The sequence below is a fragment of the Roseibium sp. AS2 genome (assembly GCF_038900065.1).
Lineage (GTDB): Bacteria > Pseudomonadota > Alphaproteobacteria > Rhizobiales > Stappiaceae > Roseibium.
Genome location: NZ_JBBMQN010000002.1, coordinates 12359 through 35439, shown reverse-complemented (window position 1 = coordinate 35439; position 23081 = coordinate 12359). Strand labels below are relative to the sequence as shown.

19 protein-coding genes and 1 other RNA gene are annotated in these 23081 nt (G+C 60.9%); 8 read left to right on the top strand and 12 right to left on the bottom strand.

What is annotated here, in order from left to right; translation table 11 throughout:
• Nucleotides 1-39: 39 nt before the first annotated feature.
• Both WNZ15_RS05185 and WNZ15_RS05180 read left to right on the top strand, forming a co-directional pair.
• Nucleotides 40-486, top strand: a complete 447-nt coding sequence (locus WNZ15_RS05185) for a cupin domain-containing protein (RefSeq protein WP_342891893.1) — start codon at nucleotides 40-42, stop codon at nucleotides 484-486.
• Between the two features lie 33 nt (nucleotides 487-519).
• Complete coding sequence (locus WNZ15_RS05180; RefSeq protein WP_342891892.1) at nucleotides 520-2007, top strand: NAD(P)/FAD-dependent oxidoreductase; 1488 nt, start codon at nucleotides 520-522, stop codon at nucleotides 2005-2007.
• Between the two features lie 13 nt (nucleotides 2008-2020).
• Here WNZ15_RS05180 and rnpB read toward each other — a convergent pair.
• Nucleotides 2021-2445, bottom strand: an RNA gene (rnpB, locus tag WNZ15_RS05175) — RNase P RNA component class A.
• A gap of 358 nt (nucleotides 2446-2803) precedes the next feature.
• Here rnpB and WNZ15_RS05170 point away from each other — a divergent pair.
• Nucleotides 2804-3406: a hypothetical protein gene (locus tag WNZ15_RS05170; protein WP_342891891.1), complete on the top strand. Its 603-nt coding sequence runs from the start codon at nucleotides 2804-2806 to the stop codon at nucleotides 3404-3406.
• Between the two features lie 13 nt (nucleotides 3407-3419).
• Nucleotides 3420-5105: a methyl-accepting chemotaxis protein gene (locus WNZ15_RS05165; RefSeq protein WP_342891890.1), complete on the top strand. Its 1686-nt coding sequence runs from the start codon at nucleotides 3420-3422 to the stop codon at nucleotides 5103-5105.
• 153 nt (nucleotides 5106-5258) lie between these two features.
• On the opposite strand, the gene WNZ15_RS05160 is transcribed toward WNZ15_RS05165, so the two are convergent.
• Entirely contained in the window at nucleotides 5259-6719 is a 1461-nt protein-coding gene (locus tag WNZ15_RS05160; protein WP_342891889.1) for a PLP-dependent aminotransferase family protein, read from the bottom strand.
• Nucleotides 6720-6803: 84 nt separating this feature from the next.
• Between WNZ15_RS05160 and WNZ15_RS05155 the strand changes: the two genes are divergently transcribed.
• The gene (locus tag WNZ15_RS05155) at nucleotides 6804-7493 is read left to right on the top strand and encodes a pyridoxamine 5'-phosphate oxidase family protein (protein WP_342891888.1); all 690 of its coding nucleotides are present in this window, start codon (nucleotides 6804-6806) and stop codon (nucleotides 7491-7493) included.
• Nucleotides 7494-7580: 87 nt separating this feature from the next.
• Here the strand turns inward: WNZ15_RS05155 and WNZ15_RS05150 are convergent, their stop codons facing one another.
• The 3 genes from WNZ15_RS05150 to WNZ15_RS05140 all read right to left on the bottom strand — a co-directional run bounded on the left by WNZ15_RS05150 (nucleotide 7581) and on the right by WNZ15_RS05140 (nucleotide 9927).
• Nucleotides 7581-8177 (bottom strand): transglycosylase SLT domain-containing protein, encoded by a 597-nt coding sequence (locus tag WNZ15_RS05150; RefSeq protein WP_342891887.1) that lies wholly within the window; start codon nucleotides 8175-8177, stop codon nucleotides 7581-7583.
• 278 nt (nucleotides 8178-8455) lie between these two features.
• On the bottom strand, nucleotides 8456-9238 hold the full coding sequence (locus tag WNZ15_RS05145; RefSeq protein WP_342891886.1) for an N-acetylmuramoyl-L-alanine amidase: 783 nt from the start codon (nucleotides 9236-9238) through the stop codon (nucleotides 8456-8458).
• A complete protein-coding gene (locus WNZ15_RS05140) occupies nucleotides 9235-9927 on the bottom strand; it encodes a molecular chaperone DjiA (protein WP_342891885.1) in 693 nt (230 codons plus the stop codon). The genes WNZ15_RS05145 and WNZ15_RS05140 overlap by 4 nt, the downstream gene beginning before the upstream one ends.
• Before the next feature lie 539 nt (nucleotides 9928-10466).
• Between WNZ15_RS05140 and WNZ15_RS05135 the strand changes: the two genes are divergently transcribed.
• Nucleotides 10467-12512 (top strand): EAL domain-containing protein, encoded by a 2046-nt coding sequence (locus tag WNZ15_RS05135; RefSeq protein WP_342892603.1) that lies wholly within the window; start codon nucleotides 10467-10469, stop codon nucleotides 12510-12512.
• Here the strand turns inward: WNZ15_RS05135 and arsH are convergent.
• The 7 genes from arsH to WNZ15_RS05100 form a co-directional block, all read right to left on the bottom strand.
• The gene (arsH, locus tag WNZ15_RS05130; RefSeq protein ID WP_342891884.1) at nucleotides 12496-13254 is read right to left on the bottom strand and encodes an arsenical resistance protein ArsH; all 759 of its coding nucleotides are present in this window, start codon (nucleotides 13252-13254) and stop codon (nucleotides 12496-12498) included. The genes WNZ15_RS05135 and arsH overlap by 17 nt on opposite strands.
• Nucleotides 13247-13660: an arsenate reductase (glutaredoxin) gene (gene arsC, locus WNZ15_RS05125; RefSeq protein WP_342891883.1), complete on the bottom strand. Its 414-nt coding sequence runs from the start codon at nucleotides 13658-13660 to the stop codon at nucleotides 13247-13249. The genes arsH and arsC overlap by 8 nt, the downstream gene beginning before the upstream one ends.
• 14 nt (nucleotides 13661-13674) lie before the next feature.
• Entirely contained in the window at nucleotides 13675-14013 is a 339-nt protein-coding gene (locus WNZ15_RS05120) for a metalloregulator ArsR/SmtB family transcription factor (protein ID WP_342891882.1), read from the bottom strand.
• A gap of 76 nt (nucleotides 14014-14089) precedes the next feature.
• On the bottom strand, nucleotides 14090-14638 hold the full coding sequence (locus WNZ15_RS05115) for a winged helix DNA-binding protein (RefSeq protein ID WP_342891881.1): 549 nt from the start codon (nucleotides 14636-14638) through the stop codon (nucleotides 14090-14092).
• 28 nt (nucleotides 14639-14666) lie between these two features.
• Entirely contained in the window at nucleotides 14667-15971 is a 1305-nt protein-coding gene (locus WNZ15_RS05110) for a TRAP transporter large permease subunit (RefSeq protein WP_342891880.1), read from the bottom strand.
• Nucleotides 15971-16528: a TRAP transporter small permease gene (locus WNZ15_RS05105; protein WP_342891879.1), complete on the bottom strand. Its 558-nt coding sequence runs from the start codon at nucleotides 16526-16528 to the stop codon at nucleotides 15971-15973. Before WNZ15_RS05105 ends, WNZ15_RS05110 begins: the two co-directional genes overlap by 1 nt.
• Before the next feature lie 71 nt (nucleotides 16529-16599).
• On the bottom strand, nucleotides 16600-17595 hold the full coding sequence (locus WNZ15_RS05100; RefSeq protein ID WP_342891878.1) for a TRAP transporter substrate-binding protein: 996 nt from the start codon (nucleotides 17593-17595) through the stop codon (nucleotides 16600-16602).
• Nucleotides 17596-17811: 216 nt separating this feature from the next.
• Here WNZ15_RS05100 and WNZ15_RS05095 point away from each other — a divergent pair, with 216 nt between their 5' ends.
• Entirely contained in the window at nucleotides 17812-19266 is a 1455-nt protein-coding gene (locus WNZ15_RS05095) for a glycosyltransferase family 39 protein (RefSeq protein WP_342891877.1), read from the top strand.
• 205 nt (nucleotides 19267-19471) lie between these two features.
• On the top strand, nucleotides 19472-23056 hold the full coding sequence (locus tag WNZ15_RS05090; protein WP_342891876.1) for a hydantoinase B/oxoprolinase family protein: 3585 nt from the start codon (nucleotides 19472-19474) through the stop codon (nucleotides 23054-23056).
• Nucleotides 23057-23081 lie beyond the last annotated feature (25 nt).

Sequence of the window (23081 nt, the reverse complement as noted above, 5' to 3'; positions counted from 1 at the left end):
AGCCTTCCGATGTCATCCGACAAGCATGAGGGGAACAAAATGCAACACGGAGCAGGCATCACCGCAGCAAACGCGGGTCTCGACAACATCAGCTGGAATGTGGTCGGTCACACCTACACACCGAAGGTCCTCAGCGGCAACGCATTCATCTGGCATGCCGTGATTCCAGCCGAAACCTTTGTACCACCGCATATTCACCCCACGCAGGACGAATGGATCGTCGTGCTGGATGGCGAGCTGGAGGTGGAAATAGGCGGCGCGGTCCACAAGGCCGGGGCCGGCGACACGGTGCGCATGCCAATGGGCGAGGCACACGGCATCTTCAATCGCTCCGGCAAGACGGCAACCTGCGTCTTCGGCGTGGCTCCGGCGCGCAAGCTGTTCGACCTGTTCGGGGCTCTCGACGGCGTCACCGATCCGGCGGAACTGGTCCGGCTGTCCGCGCTCCACGAGGTCGACTTCCTGCCGCCGCCCGACCAGGCCTGATCCAGCGACGCCAGAGACAAGAGGACTTCAGCAATGACAAAACGCAAAACTGTCGCCGTTATCGGCGGTGGCGTGAGCGGGCTTGCGGCTGCAAAAGCCTTCGACGAGCGGGGCCACCGCGTGCTCGGACTGGAGCGAAGCCATGATTTTGGCGGCGTCTGGGAGCCATCGCGGTCCTATCCGGACGTGCAGACCCAGTCGCCAAAGGATCTGTACCGCTTTACCGATCTGCCCATGCCGCGGGACTATCCGGAATGGCCCAGGGGTCCACAGGTCCATGCCTATCTCCATGCTTATGCGAACAAGCACAAACTGGAGAGGCTGTACCGGCTGAACACCAACGTGGTCTCGATGGATCGGCGCCAGGACGGCAGGCCCGGCTGGACCCTTACCCTGGACGCCGCCGGCAGGACCTGGACCGAAGACGTCGATTTCGTCGCCATCTGTACTGGCCAGTTTTCCGACAAGAACATCATCACACACCCGGGCCAGCAGGATTTTCAGGAGGCCGGTGGTCAGGTGATGCACAGTTCCGAATACACCGACCCGGCCATGGCGCGCGGCAAGCATGTGGTTGTACTGGGGGGATCGAAATCGGCAACGGACCTCGCCGTCAACGCCGCAAGGAACGGCGCCGGGTCCGTAACGATGGTCTATCGGGAGCCGGTCTGGCGGATCCCTTACTTTGTCGGCGGCATCAACTTCAAGCGGCTCCTGTACATGCGCGCCCAGGAGCAGCAGTTCAACGGCTGGGGCGGAAGCGCGCTCGGCAAGGCTGTCCGAACCGCCTGCAAGCCACTGATCTGGGCCAATTTCCGTGGCCTTGAAACACTCCTGAAATTTCAGCTCAAGCTGAAAAAGTGGGACATGGTGCCGGACGTGCCCATCGAGAAGGATGCGTCCTGCTCGCTGCCCATCGTTACACCCGGCCTGTTCGAAGGGTTCGAGAACGGCTCCATCCGTCCAGTGCGCGGCACGTTCATGGCCTATGAACCTGGACATGTTGTCCTGTCGACGGGAGAGAAGATCCCCTGCGACCTGTCTGTTCTGGCCGTTGGCTGGAAACTTGGCATTCCTTACCTGGCCAGGGAATTCCGGGACAAGCTGATCGAACCGGACGGGCAATACCGGGTCTACCGGCTGTCGGTAAACCCGGACCTTCCGGACATGGGCTTTGTCGGCTTCAATTCCAGCTTCTGTACGATTCTGTCGGCGGAAATGATCGCCAACTGGCTGGTACGCTTTGCCGACGGCCAGCTCGACAATCAGCCAAGCGACGGGGAGATGCGAACCAACATCGACGAGATGTTGCACTGGCGGCGCCAGGAACGCCCGGCGGCGCAGGTCTATGGCGGGCTCTGCTCGGCCCCGTTCCATTTCCGTCATTTCGACGAATTGCTGAAGGATATGGGGGCGACGAAACGCAAGCGGGCCAATCCGCTGGCGGAGCAGTTCTCCTATCCGAATGCGGACGCCTACGGCAGTTTCCTGGACAGCGCGCCACACTATGCGGCGAGTTGATGCAGGACTTAAGTGTGCCAGCCGGCCTGTAAGCCGGGTTCTGTATGGCCCCCTCCGAATGCAAGATCCGGAGCGGACGTGACAGCCATTCATCTGGGACGCCTGTTGCCAGACGCCTCACGCAACCAACCCGGACAGCTGGCCTGGAAACCGGCCTGGCCAGGATTGCTCCTGCCCGCGCTGTCCCTATTCGGTCTTGCTCCCGGTGGGGTTTACCATGCCGCCTCTGTTGCCAGCTGCGCGGTGGGCTCTTACCCCACCCTTTCACCCTTACTCCGGCACTGGCCTTGCGGTTTGTGCGGAGCGGTTTGCTTTCTGTGGCACTTTCCCTAAGGTCACCCTCGCCGGGCGTTACCCGGCACCGTGTTCCCATGGAGCCCGGACTTTCCTCCCCCGCGGCCTTTCGGCACTTGCGGCAGCGGCTGTCCGGCCGACTGGCGCCTGCGGACTTAAGTGGCTTTGCGCTCAAGGTCAAGCAATGTGCGGACCGGGTCGGTTTCCACAGCCCTCGTCGCGTGACCATTGCCGGTCCACGTCCTCTTCGCCATCTCCCATGAGACACCTTGAGGACTGGTACTTCCAGTCGGCTACAGGCAATACGATAGAGCGTGACCTGCGGAGAGTTGCGAATTTCCACCATGAAGTAACGAACAAAAAAACAACCTTGAGTAAATACTTCACACTTTTACATATCGATATTTATTACAATAATAAATCCTTGAAAAAATGTAAGTTGTTTAGGTCAGATTAAATTTTTTACCTCAATCTACAGTCAAACTTATCTAGGAGACCTGCCATGCGCGGATGGAAAATCTGTTTGCCGTTTGCTTTGCTGCTTTCTTCGCAAGCCGCAGCTGAAACGGCTCTTGATCCCAATGAACTGATCACTCCCGCCGTGATCGAAAGTGTCGGTGACTGGTTGGCCAACCCGATCGTCTCACTGTCGATCAATGCCCAGAACAACCTTCGGGGCGCGCTTTCCCAGGCCGATATCGACGCGCTCGACAAACAGTGGCGCGCGGAAAGGGAGGCAAGCGACAAGCCCCTGATCTCCGCGACCCTGTCCGCGCCGCTGTCCATCTACCTGCTCAGGGTTCAGGCGGGGTCGCTCGGGCTCTACCCGGAAATCTTCGTCATGGATGCCAATGGCCTGAATGTTGGCCAGAGCGCGATTACCGGCGACTACTGGCAAGGCGACGAGGACAAGTTCCAGAAAACCTACCCCCACGGACCGGACGCGATTTTCATCGACGCGGCGGAGTGGGATGAAGACCGCAAGATCTGGCGCGCCCAGTTGAACCTGCCGGTCACCGACCCTGACACAAAAAAGGTGATCGGAGCCGCAACGGTTGAATTCAACCTGACCGAACTTCAGCGCCGCCAGTCCCCGAATTCGTGAACGGATAGACCCCATGCTCAAGAACTTATCTGTCAGCAAGAAAATCGCAGCAGGCTTTCTGACGCTGGCGCTCATCGGCGCCGTCGCGGGCGGTACAAGCGCAATCGAGGCAATGTCGGCGCGCGAAGAAGTCAATTCGGCGAACGCATTGTCCACCCTGAATACCCAGACCGCTCAACTGAGCGAAAAAATTGTCGGGCAGGCACTTGCGGTCAAATCCTTCCTTCTCACGGGCAACCGCGACTGGCTGACCAGATCGCAGGAGCTGGACGGTGAGATCTCCGGCCAGTTCACGGAAGTCGGGCAGCTGATTGCGGACACGTCGCCCGAATTCAAGGGAAACCTCGACGAGTTCGAAGCGAACTGGAAGGCCTGGTACTCTCAAATCGCGGCCCGGCAGGTTGACCTCATGCGGTCCCCCGACACCGTCGACCTTGCCCGCGCGATCGAGCTGACACCCGAAAGCACAGCTCTTCTTGCGGCTGTCCAGCAGGTCAGCAGAAATTTCACGGACGCGGTCGGTGAGAAACGCCACGCCTCCGGCGTACGGCAGGACGCCCAACTGCAGACAGTGGTGTTCGTCGCGATCGCCAGCGCCGTTGTGCTCACGGTACTGGCCATGGTTCTTGGCTTCGTGAATCACATTCTGGTTTCCGTCCCTCTTGCGCGTCTGTCCGGCATCACCCAGAAGCTGGCGACGGGAGACACCTCCCAGACTGTCGATGTCGCCGAAAGGGGCGATGAAATCGGTCTGCTTGGCCGTGCTCTTGGCGTCTTCAGGGAAAATGTGATCCGCACGCGTGAACTGGAAGTCGCCGCAGCCGCGGACAGGGAAAACGCGGAACTGCAAAAGCGGCAGGAAATGGAAAATGTCGCCAGCGGGTTCGAGACCACGGTTTTGAGCATCTACAACGGCATGATAACCAAGCTTGAGGAACTGACGTCCTCGGCCGGGTCCCTGTCGAACATCGCCAACAACACCACCCACGAGGCTCTGGCAGTGTCCGCAGCGGCCGAACAGGCCACCACCAACGTCAACACGGTGGCAAGCGCGACGGAAGAACTGTCCGCCTCGATCCGCGCCATCACCGAACAGGTTCGTTCCTCGTCGGACATCGCCCAGAACGCGGAAACGGAAGTCGAACGGTCCAACCAGGCTGTCTCGAGCCTGCAGCAGGTGGTTGCGCGTATCGGTGACGTGACCAAGCTCATCACCGACATTGCCGAACAGACCAACCTTCTCGCCTTGAACGCCACGATCGAGGCGGCCCGGGCCGGAGAGGCCGGCAAGGGATTTGCCGTGGTTGCCTCCGAAGTCAAGGCACTGGCCTCGCAGACTTCCAAGGCAACGGAAGAGATCGACCGTCAGATCACCGAAATGCGCCAGGCAGCGGACGCTTCCACGGAAGCCACCGGTTCGGTCGCCGACATGGTTCGCAAGATCACGGAAAACACGACCGCCATGTCCGGAGCCGCGGAAGAGCAGAACCTGGCAACAACGGAAATCGCCAGCAGCGTTGCCGAGGCCGCGCAGGGTACCGAAGGCGTGTCCCGCTCGATCGCGGAAGTCAGCGATGCCGCCGGCGAAACCGCCAAGCTCGGCACCGACATGAACGCGACGGTCGGCGAACTCCATGACCAGTCCAACAGCCTGCGTCAGGCAATGGAAGACTTCCTGACCAAAGTGCGCGCGGCCTGAGGAAGGACGGACCGCCGCCACGGCAGGTATCCTTCAGGCAATGCAACATTGTCTCCCGCGGCGGTTCTCTGCCGCGGGAGCAGCCACGCCGAAGAGACGCTTTCGGCCCGGCGACGGTTCCGGAAGACGCCCATGGGACGGTTCATCCGCATCTCACGCTTCCAGAAGACCGGCAAGGGCTTCGGCGCCCCGCTCGATCTGCTCCGCAGTGGCGCCCGCAAAGCCGATGATGAGACCGTTTCTGTGGTCCCGGTCAAGATAGCAGCTGCTGAGCGGAGACACCGAGAAGCCCTTTTTCTGCATGGCCCGCGCGACCCCGGCATCATCGACCGGGTCGCGGAATTTGACGGCGACCTGCACGTTTCCTGTGGGCGGCGCTACCTCCAGCCGGTTGCCGAGGCGCCTGTTCAGCGTCTCAAACAGATGGGTTCCCCGTTCCTCATAGACATGACGGATCAGCTTGAGATGTTTCTGGTAGGCACCGCCATCCATGAAGCGGGCCAATGCAGCCTGCGCCTGAACGTTCGCGGCGCAGCCCATGTTGCGCATGAGCTGTGACATCGGTTCGACCAGCGGCGACGGGACGACGCAAAAGGCAACATGCAGTCCGGGCATGAGGCTTTTCGAAAAGGTGCCGAGATAGATCACCTGCCCTTCCGCGGCCAGACCGTAGAGAGCTGCGACCGGCCGCCCGGAAAACAGAAATTCGCTGTCATAGTCATCTTCCAGGATGACCGCTCCGGCGGAGCGCGCCGCTTCCAGAAGCGCGAGACGCCGGGCCAGCGGCATGCGTGCTCCGAGCGGATAGTGATGCGACGGCGTGACGTAGATGAGTTTGGGAGCCCCGCCCACGGCACTCATTTGCGCCGCGTCCGCACCTTGCGCATCGACAGGCAACGGCCGTATCCGGAGCCCGGCTGCATGAAACGCCGTTCGTGCTCCCAGATACCCCGGATTTTCCAGCCAGACCTCGTCGCCGGTGTCCGCAAGCGCCTGGCTCAGCAGCGCCAGGCTTGCCTGCATGGATCCGGTGACCAGGATCTGGTCCGGCGCGGCCCTGACACCGCGTTCGGCGGCTAAATGACGTGCAAGCTGCCGCTTGAGCGCGGGCACGCCGGTGTAGTTTCGATACTGCAAATCGGCGCTGCGCTCGTGCCGGGCCGCGCGTCGCAGGCAGCGCGCCCATTCCTCATATGGAAAGCAGTCGAGTGCCGGCGCGCCCGGCCGCAGTGCGCCGTCATCGGACAGCCAGCCCTCCCCGCGAAGGTTGACCGCCAGCCTTTCGCCACGCCCGGACAGGACAGGGTCGGCCACCCGGCCGGGGCTGCCGGGTGGCGCCCCTTCCGGCAGCAGGTTTTCAGCGATCCTCGGGGCAGCCCCCGGCCGGACCGAAATGATCCCTTCAGCCTGGAGCAACTCGTATGCGGTGTTCACCGTGTTTCGGGCAACATCGAGGGACAAGGCGAGGCGCCGGGTCGACGGCAACCTCGTTCCCGACGTCAGCAGACCGGTGCGCACGGCCTGCCGGACTTCCCGGTAGATCTGCTCCGGCAAGGGGATGTCACCTGCCCGATCCAGGGTCACGATGCCTTCGGAAAAAACTGGTTCTGCCATTTTTAAAAAACCGGCCCTTTATTAGGTCCAATTTATCGAAGAAACCTCAGGAAACAAGACAAGATTTTGAATTGGACCAACGCCATGACGCACCCGGACACCCGCCTTGCAAAACCCCGGACAGCCAATGATCTTCCGCGCCATGCAAAGATCCGGCAGATGAACCGGGGTGGCTACGACCGTGACCTCGCCTATGGAATCCTGGATGCCGGCCTGGTCGCCCATGTCGGCTTCATCCAGGACAACAGGCCGATGGTCATTCCCATGGCCTATGCCCGGATTGGCGACAGGATCTATATCCATGGCGCCAGCACCACACGCATCATCAAGGCCAACAGCGCCGGCGTTCCCGCCAGTCTCACCGTGACCCTGGTCGACGGCATCGTTGTCGCGCGCTCCGCGTTTCATCATTCGATGAATTACCGCTGCGTGGTTCTTCACGGTACGGCACATCTGGTCGATGACCCCGCCGAACAGACCGACGCGCTCGCAGCCATTACCGATCACCTGCTGCCCGGACGCTGGTCGGAATGCCGTGACATGACGCCAAAAGAGCTGAAGGCCACCGGTGTTCTCGTGATGGACATCGACCACGCCAGCACCAAGGTGCGCACGGGCGGACCGGTCGATGACAAGGACGATCTCGGGTCGGACATCTGGGCCGGTGTCGTGCCGGTGGTTACCGCGCTGGGGCAGCCCTTTTCAGCCTCGGACGTGCCGGACCGCTCACCGGTTCCGCCATCGGTTCCGGCCGCGCGCAAAAAGTTCATCTGACGGGGAAGCGGTCCCGGAACGAAAAAACCCCGCCGGACATCCGGCGGGGTCTCTTTTGCACCCATTGGCGCCAGTCTTGAAGACCGGTCAGCTTGAAGCCAGGATCCGCTTGACCTTGGTGCAATACCGCCGGCTTACCGGGTTCATGCTTCTTGCATAATGGCCTGCATTGTAGCGCAGAATGGTACCGCACAGGTCCCCGTTGGCGCGCTTGTGAGCGCCCGCGAGATACTTCATGCCCCATTCGAGATTGGTTTCAGGCTTGTAAAGGGCCTTGGTCGAGCCGCGATAGCCTAGCCCGCGCGCCGTCGCCGGCTTGATCTGCATCAGGCCGACTTCACCGGCTCTGCCCCGTGCGCGCGCGTTGAAGTTGCTCTCCACCTCGACAACGGCCTTGGCAATCTTGACCGGCACACCATGCTTGGCCGCAGCCTTGCGGATCAGTTTGGTGTATTTCTGCTGGGCGGAGACAGACCGCCGCGCCGCGGCCTTCCTGTTCACACTGGCGACCTTTTTCGATTTGGCCGCGGATGATGTTGCATCCTTCGATTTCTTGTCAGCATCGATGATGTGAAGGATGGGCTCGTCTCCCGCACCGGCAGACACGGCGGTCGGCATGAGGGTCGCGGTTGCACAGGCGAAAAGGCATAGCGCCCCAGTCAGTTTCTTGATTGACCGTAACATGAAGTCCAGCTCTTTTTGGTTTTCGTTGCGTTGATTTCTGGCCGAAGAAATGCCAGCGCTATGGGACCAAAATGGGCTCTGCCCGATCACGAATTATTTCGTTTTATTGCAGAAAAACCTGCTGTTTCCGTGCGAAATCATGGCAAAATCGGCAGTTTGTGGCAAAATAAGGCAAGCATTTCGGCGGGAGCGCGGCCCCGACAAGAATGACTGTGATCCATCCGGATATTTTTATTCGAATTTGCCGCGCGGATGGAACCGGTTCGGTGCGCAGGCGTTCACGCCCCCGCGCCGGCTGTGCCCGACATCGACGGTAATTTGCGCAGCAGCGCATTCAGGGTCTCGATAGTGGACTGGTCGACGACACCGTCGACCTTCTCCTGACGGAAGTGCCGCTGGAAAGCGGTCACCGCTTGCCGGGTTTTCAGATCGAACTCCCCGGTTATGTCCATTTCATAGCCGTAAAGCGCCAGCATGGACTGAAGGGCCTCGACGGGCTGGCCGCTGTCCCCCTGTTGCATGAACAACCCGGAACCGAGCGGAAAGGGAGGCACGTAAAGACCGATACCGGATGCCGCAAGCCGGTCCCAGGGAAACAGCTCTCCCGGGTCTTCCTTCCGGTCGGAGGCGATGTCGGAATGCCCCAGGACCATCCAGGGGTCGATACGATGGCGCTCGCAGATGTCGCGCACCAGGGCAATCACCGCCTCGATCTGGGCTGCGGGAAAGGGCCGGTATCCGTGTTCATGGCCGGGATTGACGATCTCGACGCCGATCGACCGTGAATTGATATCGGTCTCCCCCTTCCAGAAACTGCGCCCCGCGTGCCATGCGCGCCGCGATTCGGGAACACACTGGAGAACCGATCCGTTTTCGTCGACGAAATAGTGGGCGGAGACCTCGGCGCGCGGATCGCACAGTCTTTGCAGGGCCGCCTCGGCGCTCGGCATACCGGTGTAATGCAGCACCACCATATCGATCGGCGCCCCCGGAGCCCGCTGGCCATGGTTGGGCGAGGGATGAATTCTTGCCTTTATGCCGGTGTCCGTGGCGACGCTCATAGGCCTCTTTCCGCACAGATCTGTGCCCAGGCATCGTTGAGCGCGGCAAGGCGGTCGTTGGCGATCCGCACGAATTCTTCCGGAACGCCCCTCGCGATCAGGCGATCGGGATGGGTTTCCTGAACTTCCCGCCGGTAGTGCGCTTTCAAGTCCAGATCACTTGCCTCCGAGCCAAGACCGAGCACCTCGTAGGGGTTGCCCTCGTTGCGCACATGCCTGGCGAGGATCTTCGAGAACTCGCGATCGTCGATTCCGAATACCTCGGCCACCCTGGAAAGATAGCCTATTTCGCTTTCGTGGACGACACCGTCGGCTTTCGCAATGTAAAAAAGCCCGTCAAGAATATCGAGCAGCGTCTTCCTGTCGTAGGGAAACAGGTCGGCGAGCTTTTTGGCATAGACCTCGAAGCCGGCAATGTCCTCCTGAGCCAGATTGAACAGCCGTGCAACGTTGCGCTCTTCATTCGGCGGAACGTCGAACAGGTCACGGAAGGCCAGGATTTCGTCCGTGGTCACAACGCCGTCCGCCTTGGCCATCTTGGCCGACAGAGCGATCATCGCAACAGTGAAGCCAACGCTGCTGGTGCCTTCCGGCCGTGCCAGCACAAGCTGAACCAGGCGATCAACGATTTGTGCGCCACCGGTTCCAATCGCCGCGACAATTGCCCCGAGGCTGCTCCAGACACTCACAAATCAGCTCCTGCGGGACATTGAGGAATTCAGGCGCCTCGGCCTGGCTCGAACCACCATTTGAAACGGTCAACTTCACTCTTATCGACCCAGCCGGGATTTGGCCAGATCAATGGATCACCAATCGGAGCAGACCGGCCGCCGGTATTTTGCGGACACGATCATCCAATTGATGCGGCCCTCCGGCAGGTGGCTATCTCCCGGAAAGTTTTCCGGTCCGCACGAAACGGTCACCGAAATCTCTCTGGTTGCAAGGGGCCAAAAAACACTTTCCTCACCCCGAAGGCCCGAATTCCGGGGCGATTCATGATGGTTAAAGGAATTATACCTAGTCTCTGCTGTCGATTGATCGCAAACCGGTACCGCCCCCGATGGCAAATTTCATCGTTAGAAGCAACACTGTTATTTTCTTCATTTCGATGTCGCTGGTCCTGACACTGGCGCTGGGAGTTTATGCGAGCAACCGCCTGCTTACCCACTGGCTTCTCGTTCGAGGCCTTGAACAGGTATTTCTTCCACAGGAACCAGCCTTGAACAACATGCTCCGGGCCGTCGCCGACGCGTCGTCAGCGCCATCCGTGGTACCCGGATTGCGCCTGTCCGCAAAGCAGCCAGGGCGGACGGACTTCCCCGAGGACAAGTTGGAAACCCTGCAGAAACTGTTTCAGGTGGCAAGCGGACGGTCCCTGGTGCTGGACGCCGCGACCCTCCTGCCCGCCGCAACGCCTGACGGCGGTTTCCAGGCCGCAAGCCTGGCGGCGGTTCCCTGGGACACGGAAAACCTGCTGCGTTCCTCCAAGCTGCTGGACGTGGCGAAAGGGGCGCTGGACGAGAGCAGCCCCCTTGCCGTCATCCCCGACATGACCTGGCTGGGAAAATTCGGCCCCAACGCCTTGATTGCCTATCGGCCGGCCGAGGCTGATCCCGGTCTGCCGGGCCTGTTGCTGCTCGTGACCCAGCAGGACCTCCTGACCAGCCTGACACCTCTGATCTGGTCCATAAGTGCGGCCATCGGCGGATTGTGCCTGGCCTCCTTCGTCTTTGCCGGCATACTGCTCTGGATGCGGTTTTACGATCAGGTCCGCACCAATCGCGACATCCAGTTTCTGGCACATCACGACACGCTCACGGGGCTGCCGAACCGGGCCGTCTTCAACGCACGGCTGACGGAAGCCCTTCGCCTGGCACAGGCCAAGGCCTCAAACATCGGCGTCATGCTGATCGACGTGGACAAGTTCAAGGACATCAACGACACCTATGGTCATGGCACCGGAGACGTTTTCCTCCAGATCGTCGCCGAACGCCTGAAGGCGGTTTTCGGCAATCACCTGGTCGCCCGCCTGTCCGGCGACGAATTCGCTGTAATGCTCAGCTCGCTTTCCGATCCTGCGCGAATGACCCGGCTCGCCGCCGACATGATGTCCGCCACCAATGCCCCCTGTACCATCGACGGCAAGGACATCGGGATCTCGCTCTCCATCGGACTTGCACGCGCAACCGACGGATCCTGGCGCTCGTCGCGTCTGCTGCATTGCGCCGACCTTGCCCTCTACCGAGCCAAACACAGCGGACGCTCGACCTTCTGCTGGTACACGGCCGAACTCGACGCCGACGCCCAGAAACGCAAGGAAATCGAGGAAGGCCTTGCGAAGGCCCTGAAGTTCAACCAGTTCAAGCTTCTCTATCAACCGCAATACGCCCTCAGAGATGGAACCTTAAAAGGCTACGAGGCCCTGCTCCGCTGGGAACAGCCGGGCAAGGGGATGATCAGGCCGGACGTTTTCATTCCGATTGCCGAAGACACGGGACTTATCGAGGAAATCGGCACCTGGGTCCTGAACAACGCCTGCATCGAGGCGGCTCTTTGGGAGGACAAGAGCCGCAAGGTCGCGGTGAACGTCTCAGCGGCCCAGTTCATCGCCGGAGAAACCCAGAAGCGGGTCGCCCAGGCCTTGCAGATGTCACAGCTGGATCCGCGGCGCCTGGAAATCGAGATTACCGAGAGCCTGCTGATTTCGAACACGCAGGCCGTGCTCGACACGCTCAGGCAGATCCGCGATATGGGCGTCTCGATCGCCATGGACGATTTCGGTACCGGCTATTCTTCGCTGAGTTATCTGAGCCTGTTCCCCTTCGACAAGATCAAGATCGACAAGGCCTTCATTCAGAATCTAGGCAAGGATGCCAGCACGGACGCGATCGTCACATCGATCGTCGGCCTTGGCCGGTCTCTGGACGTGACAATCACGGCCGAAGGTGTCGAGACCGAGACCCAGGCGGTCCTGCTCAGCGCCACCGGCTGCGACCTGGTGCAGGGCTTCATGTTCGGGAAACCCGACGCCGTCGAAAAACACGAAGCCGCCTTTCCGGTTTTCCCGCTGAACACCAGTGGCGGCAGATGGTTTCCGCAACAAGGAACACCGGCCGCCGCATCGCCCAGGATCAGGCATTCGCCAAAGCTTGCACGAAGTGCGAGGGCCGTCGGCGAGCAGCCGGATCCCTCCCCTGTAGACGGAGGCCGGGACAGGAACAAGGACGCCGACCCGCTCGGCGGGCCGGACGCTCCGCTCAAATCGACGGTGTGACCGCGCCCGATGCCTCAGCCAGGACGGCCGGAGTGTCCGCGCCCTTCAAGCGGGCCGCTTTTCGTTCCGAATACCGGTCAACCAGGTAGTCCGACTGGCCACGCAACAAAAGCGTGAATTTCATCAGTTCCTCGATGACATCGACCACCCGGTCATAGAGCGGCGACGGCTTCATGCGCCCGTCCTCTTCGAATTCCTGATAAGCCCGGGGCACCGACGACTGATTTGGAATGGTCATCATGCGCATCCAGCGTCCCAGAACACGCATCTGGTTGAGCGCGTTGAAGGACTGGGAGCCACCGGAAACCTGCATGAGTGCCAAGGTCTTGCCCTGGGTCGGCCGGATGGCGCCCAGGCTCAAGGGGATCCAGTCGATCTGGGACTTCATGATACCGGTCATGGCGCCGTGGCGCTCCGGCGAGCACCAGACCTGGCCTTCCGACCAGGCGCACAGCGCGCGCAGTTCCGCCACCTTCGGGTGATCCGTCCCAGCGTCATCCGGCAAGGGCAGTCCGGAAGGGTCGAAGATCCGTGTTTCCGCGCCATAGAAATGCAACAGGCGCTGCGCTTCCAGGGCCAGAAAGCGGCTGTAGGACCGTTCCCGCAGGGACCCGTAAAGCAGCAGGATACGAGGGGGATGGCTGGGACGGTCCGGCGCGAACAGCCGCGTTTCGCTGATCGGTGCCAGATCCTCCCCGGAAACATTCACGAGGCCGTTTGAACCGCTTCCCGACTCAGCCATGCGTTTTTCCCGAGGTCACCACTTCGCCGTCTTCCTTGGTGAAGGAGCCGATATCTTGCGGCAACAGCGCCATGACCTTTTCAGACGGACGGCACAGGGCCACACCCTTCTCCGTAACAACGATCGGTCTGTTGATCAGGATCGGATGCGCCATCATGAAATCGATCAACTGGTCGTCCGTCCATTTGTCGTCGCCCAGGCCCAGCTCGTCATAAGGCGTGCCTTTCTGGCGCAGCAGATCGCGCACCGGAATGCCCATGCGAGCGATGAGATCGACAAGCTCTTCCCGGCTGGGCGGCGTCTTCAGATATTCGATGATGCGCGGTTCGGCGCCGGATTCGCGGATCATTTCCAGCGAATTGCGCGACGTCCCGCATTGCGGGTTGTGATAGATCGTAATGGTCATGGGGATTGGTCCTGTCACACACTTTCAGGCTTTGTTTGGTCATCGGCAGGAAAGCCGCATATGGCCGGGTTGTTGCCGCAGCAGTCTTCCATGAGGAAAGTTAGGAGGTGCCGCATCCGGTCGTGGTCCACGGCATAGTGGATATGCCGGCCTTCCCGCCGCGTGGTCAGCAGACCGGCGCGGTCCAGCGTCGTCAGGTGGAACGACATCCGGGTCGGCTGAATGTCCAGCCGCTCGGCAATCGTCCCCGACGGCAACCCGTTCGATCCCGCGGCCATCAGCAGCCGGAAGGCCGCCAGACGGTCTTCCTGCGCCAATGCGCCAAGCGCGGATATGGCCTCCTGCTGCTCCATATTTCGATACTACAAGAAATTTTGGATTATTCAACAAAAAGAGGCCGTGCGATCACCCCCCGAAGCAACAATGGGGTTACATCGCGGCGGCAGCCCTGGCCGCCTGGTCGTAATTTCCCGAAACCAGCCGAAGCGTTGCGGCAAGCCGCGAGAGTTCGCCTTCGTCGAGGCCCAGCGCCTTCATGGGTTCGACCAGCAGGGCTTCGCGCAGACGCCGGTACTCCATGCAGGCGGTTTCGCCTGCCGCCGTGATCCCGGCGGTCTTTTCCTTGCCCCTGCGCCCGGACGCGATCAGGCCCGCCTTCTCCAGCTTCTTGAGGGCATAGGTCACCGTATGGGTGTCTTCGATATTGAGCACCAGACAAATGTCGGACAACGTCTTGGCCCGGCCGCGGTGATTGACCGAATGCAGCACCAGCACGTCCAGCGGCCCCAGACCTTCCGAGCCACTGGCCGCCATGCAGCGGACCATCCAGCGGTGATAGGCATTGACCATCATTGTGACCGCGAACTCGACTTCGGACAGAGCCGGCATCGCACCGGAAGCCAGGTGCGCGGCGGAAACCACCGGCCCGACCGGCGTAACGCCCTTCTGACCGGATCTGGGGTCGGTTTCATCCGTCATCGTCGAGATCTCCAGCGCGGTTTCACATTCAGTTGCTCAGCATCGTCTGCGGCAGCCACAGTGCCAAGTCCGGAAACACCACGATCAGGACGACTGCAAGGATCATCAACAGGAAGAAAGGCAGCGCCATGACGGCGACCTTGAAGATATTGTGCCCGGTCATGCCCTGAAGAACGAACAGGTTGAAGCCCACCGGCGGTGTGATCTGGCTCATTTCCACGACAAGCACCAGGTAGATGCCGAACCAGATAAGGTCGATGCCTGCCTGTTCCACCATGGGAAGGATGACCGACGTGGTCAGCACGACGACCGAAATGCCGTCCAGAAAACATCCCAGCACCACGAAGAACAGTGTCAGCGCGATCAGGAGAGCATATGGCGACAGGTTCATGGCCCCGATCCAGGCCGCCAGTTCACGCGGGATGCCGGTAAACCCCATCGCAACGGTGAGGAAGGCAGCGCCTGCAAGAATGAAGGCGATCATGCACGACGTGCGCGTCGCCCCCATCAGGGCCTCGGAAAAGCTGGTCCGGTTCAGTGTCCCGCTTGCCCAGGACAAAAGCAGCGACAGCAGCACACCGATGGCGGCCGCTTCCGTCGGCGAAGCAAGACCGGCATAGATGGAGCCGATCACGCCGACGATCAGTCCGATCACGGGGAACAGGCGTCGTGTGGCCATGAGCCGTTCCAGGAACGGCACCGGCGCTTCCTTCGGCGGCATCTTGTGTCGGTTCAAAAGCGCCCAGATCACGACATAGCCCATGAACAGAAGGCACAGCATCGCGCCCGGCAGGACCCCGGCCATGAAGAGCCGTGCAATCGACTGTTCGGTCGCCGCGCCATAGACAATCAGGATGATTGAGGGAGGGATCAGCAGGCCAAGCGTTCCCGAACCGGCAAGCGTACCGATCGCCATGCGCTCATCGTAGCCGCGCTGGTCAAGTTCCGGCAGGGACATGCGCCCGATGGTGGCAGTCGTTGCTGCGGAGGACCCCGACACGGCGGCGAACACCCCGCATCCGAGAATATTCACATGCAGCAGCCGGCCCGGCAGATTGCGCATCCAGGGCGACAGGCCGGCGAACATGTCTTCAGACAGCTTCGACCGGAACAGGATCTCGCCCATCCAGATGAACATCGGCAGCGCGGTCAGATCCCAGGAGTTGGCGGCCCCCCATACGGTTGTCGCCATGACCGGGCCGGCCGGAACGGAGACGAGGAACATCATCGTGGCAAGTGCCACCGAAAACAAGGCAACGCCGACCCAGAGGCCGGTGAGAAGCGCCGCCAGCATGCCGAGGCCGAGCAGGAAGGCAATGAGCGAAAGGTCCATTATTCCATCCCCTCGATCGGATCGGATTTTTCGACCGTTTCAAAACTGGGCGCATGGCCGGTCAGCAGCAGGATCAGGTCATCCAGAAGGGCGACCGTGAACACGGCCAGCCCGAGGGTCATCACTGTCTGCGGATAGACCAGCGGGACTGGAATGATGCCGAAGGAAACCTCGTTGTAGACGTAGCTGTCGAAGGCAAGCCAACCGGCGTTCCAGCTGAAAAACGAAGCAAGTCCCAACGCGGCGGCAACGGCCCAGATGTTCAGCAAGCGCGCCAGCACGGGCGGAGCGGACTGCAGCAGCATCGACACGCGGATATGGTCGCCGTTCCGGAACGTGCCCGCCAGGGCAAGAAAGGATGCCCCTACCAGCAGGAAGCCGGCAATCTCCGCGAGTGAGGGGACAAGGAGCCCCAGGGGATCAAGCCCGAGAAATGTCCTCGCACCGTCGAGCAGGCGCCCGAGCACCTGAAGAACCACGAGAGACGCGATGACTGCGAGACAGCACGCAGCCAGTACCGTAGACGCTTGATAGAGCGCGTTCAGAGCCTTCCGCATCGACTTCCCCCGGATGAGCAACTGAGAATATGAAACGCCGGATCAGGAGATCCGGCGTTTTCAACTTCGCTTTAGTTCTTGTAGGCTTCCAGAACAGCCGCGCCGGTCTCACCGGCCTGTTCCTGCCATTCGGCGGACATGGTCTCTCCGATCACGGCAAGATCTTCGATCAGCTGCTTGCTCGGCTGGACAACGGTGATGCCATTGTCGACCAGCATCTTGGTCTTGGTCGTGGTTTCAACCTTGGAAGCTTCCCAGCCGCGCTTTTCGGCGATTTCCGCGGACTCGAGCACAGCGGCCTGTTCAGCCTCGCTCAGGCTGTCGAAGGCGCCCTTGTTTACAATGACCATGTTCTTTGGCAGCCAGGCCTGGGTATCATGATAGTGGGTCAGGAAATCCCAGGCCTTGGAGTTGGCGCCGGTGGACGGCGACGTGATCATGGCCTCGACGCGGCCGGTCGAGAAAGCGGTCGGAATGTCCGGCACCTCAACCTGGGTCGGAACGGCTCCGGCAAGTTGCGCGAGACGCTCCGTTGCCGCGTTGTAGGCGCGGAACTTCAGTCCCTTCAGGTCGCTACCCTGGGTGACCTCTTTCTTTGCATAAACACCCTGAGGTGGCCACGGAACCGTGTAAAGCAGTTGCAGTCCCTGTGCGGCAAGCTTTTCTTCCAGGGCCGGTTTGGAGGCCTGGTAGAGCTTCCAGGACTTGTCATAGGACGGCGCCAGGAACGGCACGGAATCGACTCCGAACACGGCATCTTCGTTGGACAGGCGCGAAACCAGCACTTCACCGATCGGCGCAAGCCCCTTGCGCACGGCATTCTTGATTTCCGGATGCTTGAAAAGCGAGCCGGCGGAATGGATCTGAATGGTCAGGGAGCCGTCGGTCTTGTCCGTCACATCCTTGGCGAAGGCGGCAATGTTCTGGGTGTGAAAGTTGCTGTCGCCGTAAGGCGTCGGCATGTCCCACTTGGTTTCGGCGGCAGCGGCAGCCACACCTGCCAGTCCAAGGGCAGTGGCGGCGGCCAGACGGAGTCCGGCCCGGTTCAGGAAACGTGATTGCAGCATGATATTCTCCTCTAGGAAACGGGCGTTGCCCATCGGGATGCTGGTCCGTGTGTCTTCTGTGAACACCAGGCGGAGCACATCCACCTGAAGAATAGACTCGTATCCTGAAAACATCAACAATTTATCGATAAATTGCGAACAAGCCTGTCACCAGAACCTGCTTTCCTCTCCCTGTCGAATTGGCTAGCGTTCGCGCACCAAATCGGAGGAACAATCTTGGGGCTGAAAATCGCCGCACGTCTTCTTACCCACAGGTACCTGAACCTTCTGCTTCTGGCGACCATTGTCGGCGTGGCGGCGCTTGCCCGGCTTCCCGGGCTCAACCGAACCAGCCTCTGGTACGACGAAGCCGTCAGTTGGAGCCAATCGCGCGGATCCCTGACAGAGCTTCTGTCATCGGTCGCATCCGACAACTACCCGCCCCTTCACAACATCGTCCTCTGGCTCACCATGCCGGTGCTTGGCGACAGCGAGACGGCTCTCCGGCTGCCGTCGGCTCTGTTCGGGCTTCTCGCGGTCGTTCTGATGTACCTGCTCGGCAGATTTGTCTGTGACAGGTGGACGGGTTTGCTGGCAGCGGCGCTGCTCGCCGTTTCCCCCTTTCACATATGGTATTCGACCGAAGCACGCATGTATGCGCTTCTGGCGGCGACCGGCCTTGCGTTTCTGCTGGCGACCCTGACAGTGCTGCGCAAGCCCGGTGTGGCCGCGCTGCTGGCGCTCGCCGTCTCGGGAACCGCCTTCCTTTACACCCATATCTACGCCCTGCCGGGCTTCGCATCGGTCGGTCTCGTCTGCACCGCCTTCGCGTTCCGCGACCTGATCCGGCGGGAACCGATCAAAACCTCCGGCGCGATCCTCGCCTGTGCCGCGATGACCGCAAGCACCCTTGCCTTTCTTCCATGGCTGCTCATCCTGACAAGCCGGGCGCGGTCCGTCGCGCAGGAAGGCTTCTGGATTGCCTATCCCGACCTGCCGTTCCTGAAGACCATGGTGTTCAACATCTCCGGATCGCTTTCCTTCTTCAGCCTGCTCGCCGGTCTGGCATTGACCGGGCTTGTTGCCGGACTGGTCGTGACCCGCAAGCCTGCTCGCACCGGGAGCCACCGGCAAGATCTTGTCTGCACCGCCTACACGGCGGGGCCGCCGGTGCTGGCCTATCTTTATTCCGTGCTGGTTCAGCCGATCCTGTTCGACCGGTATCTGATTGCGGCCTGGCCCGGCCTGCTTCTGCTGGCCGCCATGGCGGCCCGGCGCCTGCTGCCGCATATCGCGCCATTGGCGCTTCTCGCGGCGGCCCTGATCCTGACATTTCCGGAACTCAGGTTCACGCTCCGGGAAAAGGTCAGGCCCGAGTGGCGCCTGATCGTCCAGGACTATCTGGAGCGCCGCCATCCCGAAGACCGCCTGGTCCTCTACAGGGGGTTTGCCGCACCGGCCCTTGCCTATTACCTGCGCGAACCCGAAGCATTCGCTCCAGCATCCGACCGGAACACGCTCGCACATCAGGGCACGGCCGGAGCCCGCTGGCTGTTGATCGTTCACAGCAACGAACACGAGACGGCGGAGGCCAGGGCGGCGTTTGGCATCGGTCCACCCGCCCCCGTTGCACGGCGTTTTGGCTGGGGAGCCAGCGGCCTGTCGCTCTTTGAAAAAAGCGTGTCCGACTAAGTGTGATTTCCCCACTCTTTCATGAACGGAATTTCTCTCGCCACACGGCTTTTTCAACCGGAAGAAAGTCAGGGAAAGACGTTTGCGATTTTTTTCATCGACAATTTATCGATAAAATGTAAATGTGCGATCACAAACCGGAAATGCGAACTACCGGCGATGAGCCCTGCACACAGGGCGAGCCGGCGGAAACAGGGGGAAGATTATGACTGGCAGATGGGATTTCTGGATCGATCGCGGCGGCACCTTCACGGATATCGTGGGACGCGCACCAGATGGGACCCTTCATCCTCACAAGGTCCTTTCCGAAAATCCCGAAGCTTATCGGGATGCCGCCATTCAGGGCATTCGCGATCTTCTGGGCATCGACAAAAACGCGCCGATTCCCTCCGGCAAGGTCGCAGCCGTGAAGATGGGCACGACCGTCGCCACCAACGCGCTGCTGGAACGCAAGGGCGAACGGACGGCATTGTTCATCACCAGAGGTTTCCGTGACGCCCTTGAAATCGGCTACCAGGCACGGCCGCACATTTTCGCCAAGGAAATCATCAAACCGGAACTGCTCTACGAAAGCGTGCACGAAATTACCGAACGTGTCAGAGCGGACGGGACGATGGAAACAGCGCTGGATGAAGATCAGGCCCGGCGCGAGATGCAGGCGGCCTGGCAGGATGGCATCCGGTCGATCGCTATCGTGCTGATGCACGCCTATGCCTATCCGGCCCATGAGCAGGCCCTCAGGAAAATCGCCGAAGACATCGGCTTCCCCCAGGTGTCGGTCTCCCACGAGGTTTCACCGCTGATGAAGCTGGTGGGACGCGGCGACACCACGGTAGTGGATGCCTATCTCTCCCCGATCCTGCGCCGTTACGTGGACCAGGTCCGCGAGGAACTCGGCAGCGGGCCTCGGCTCATGTTCATGCAGTCCTCCGGTGGCCTGACCGCTGCCGACCTGTTCCAGGGCAAGGACGCGATCCTGTCAGGCCCTGCCGGCGGCGTCGTGGGCGCGGTCGAGACCTCCCGAATGGCCGGGTACGACAAGATCATAGGCTTCGACATGGGCGGCACGTCCACCGATGTCTGCCACTATGACGGCGACTATGAGCGCGCCTTTGAAACAGAAGTCGCTGGTGTGCGCATGCGCGCGCCGATGATGATGATCCATACCGTGGCCGCGGGCGGCGGTTCGATCCTGCACTACGCGGATGGCCGCTTTCAGGTCGGCCCTGATTCTGCCGGCGCCAATCCGGGCCCGGCCTGTTACCGGCGCGGCGGGCCGTTGACGGTCACCGACGCCAACCTGATGACAGGCAAACTGTCGCCCGCCTTTTTCCCCAAGATCTTCGGACCCAACCGGGACCAGCCGCTCGACGAAGAGGTTGTCGGCAGCAAATTTGCGGAACTGGCGGACAGGATCGGCGACGGCCGCTCGCCGGCCGAGGTCGCCGACGGTTTCCTCAAGATCGCCGTCGAGAACATGGCCAACGCGATCAAGAAGATTTCCGTCCAGCGCGGTTATGATGTCACCGAATACGCGCTGACCTGTTTCGGCGGCGCGGGTGGCCAGACCGGTTGCCGTGTCGCGGACAGTCTCGGAATGAAGACCGTGATCCTGCATCCGTTCTCCGGCATTCTGTCGGCCTACGGAATGGGCCTTGCCGATATCAGGGCCAACCGTCAGCAGGCCGTGGTCAGGACACTGAACGAAGACCTGCTGCCGGAACTCGACGCCCTGCGGACCCAGCTTGCCGGCCAGACAGAAGCCGAACTCGATCAGCAGGCCATTCCGGCCGATGCCCGAAAGACAACGGCAACGGCACATCTGCGCTATGACGGCACCGACACACCGCTTCCCGTGCCGCTCGGCGGCGTTGCGCAAATGCGCGCCGCCTTCGAGCGCGCGCACCATAATCAGTTCGGCTTCGCCTACGAGAACAAGCCCGTTGTTGTCGAAGCGCTTGAGGTTGAAACGGCAGGCGGCGGTGCCGGCCTTGTCGAGCCCGACTTCAGCCTTTCCTCCGATGTCGCAGCGCAAGCCTCAACGATGCCTGTTTATTCCGAGGGCGCCTGGCACGAAGCCGGCATATTCAAACGCGATGTGCTCAGGCCGGGCATGAAGGTGGCCGGACCGGCCGTGATCGTCGAACCCCATGCGACCATCGCGGTGGAAAACGGCTGGCACGCGGAAATCAATGCCAAGGACCACGTCATCCTGAAGCGGGTCGTCCCGCTGAAACGGTCCGAGGCAATCGGCACAAAGGCCGATCCGGTCATGCTGGAAGTGTTCAACAACCTGTTCATGTCCATCGCCGAACAGATGGGTGTAACGCTCCAGAACACGGCCTACTCGGTCAACATCAAGGAGAGGCTGGACTTCTCCTGCGCCGTATTCGACGCCGACGGTGCCCTGGTGGCCAACGCCCCGCATATGCCCGTGCATCTTGGTTCCATGGACCGGTCGGTCGAAACCGTCATCAAGCTCAACAAGGGAAAGATCAGACCGGGCGACGTGTTTGCCCTGAACGCTCCCTATAACGGTGGAACCCATCTGCCAGACATCACGGTTGTGTCGCCGGTGTTCGATGACGAGGGCGGGAAAATCCTGTTCTGGGCGGCGTCACGCGGCCATCATGCCGATGTCGGCGGCTCTGCGCCCGGTTCCATGACCCCGAGAGCTACAAATGTCGACGAGGAAGGTGTTCTCTTCGATAATTTCAAGATTGTCGACCAGGGCCATTTCCGTGAAGCCGATCTTGTTGAGCTTCTCACCGATCACGCCTTTCCTGCCAGAAATCCGCACCAGAATGTCGCAGACCTGTCGGCCCAGATCGCGGCCAATGAAAAGGGCATTCAGGAACTCCGGAAGATGGTGACCCATTTCGGCCTGGAAGTTGTCCAGGCCTATATGGGCCACGTCCAGGACAACGCGGAAGAAAGCGTGCGCCGGGTCATCGAGGCGCTGAAAGATTCCGAATACGAATATCCGACGGACCAGGGCGCCGTGATCAAGGTCAGGATCACCGTCGACAAGGAAAAGCGGGAAGCTACCGTCGATTTCACCGGCACCTCGGATGTGAAGCCCAACAACTTCAATGCTCCCGAGCCGGTGACCCGCGCCGCGATCCTCTATTGTTTCCGGGTGATGGTGGACGGCGACATTCCTATGAATGCCGGCTGCCTGAAGCCGATTCACATCATCATTCCCGACGGCTGCATGCTGCGGCCGACCTATCCGGCCGCCGTGGTGGCCGGAAACGTCGAAACATCGCAGCACGTCACCAACGCCGTCTTTGCCGCACTCGGCGCCATGGCAAACGCACAGGGAACGATGAACAATCTGACCTTCGGCAACGACACCTATCAGTACTACGAGACCATCTGTTCGGGATCTCCGGCAGGGCCGGGTTTCAACGGCACCGACGGGGTTCACACCCATATGACGAATTCCCGCCTGACCGACCCGGAAGTGCTGGAATTCCGCTTCCCGGTGCTTCTGGAGGATTTTCATATCCGCAAAGGGTCCGGTGGCAAAGGAAAATGGTCGGCGGGTGACGGCACAAGGCGGACATTGCGGTTCCTGGAAAAAATGGACTGCGCCATCCTTGCCTCGCACCGCACCGTGCCGCCCAAGGGTCTTGAAGGGGGCGAAGACGGCGAGCTTGGCCGTACGGAAGTCCGGCGACGGGACGGGACCGTCGAACAACTCGAAGGTTGCGACCAGACCATACTGGAAACCGGCGAAGCCGTAACGGTCATCACTCCGACACCCGGCGGATGGGGAAAGGCCTGACTGCCGTCAGGCAGCAATTGAAGAA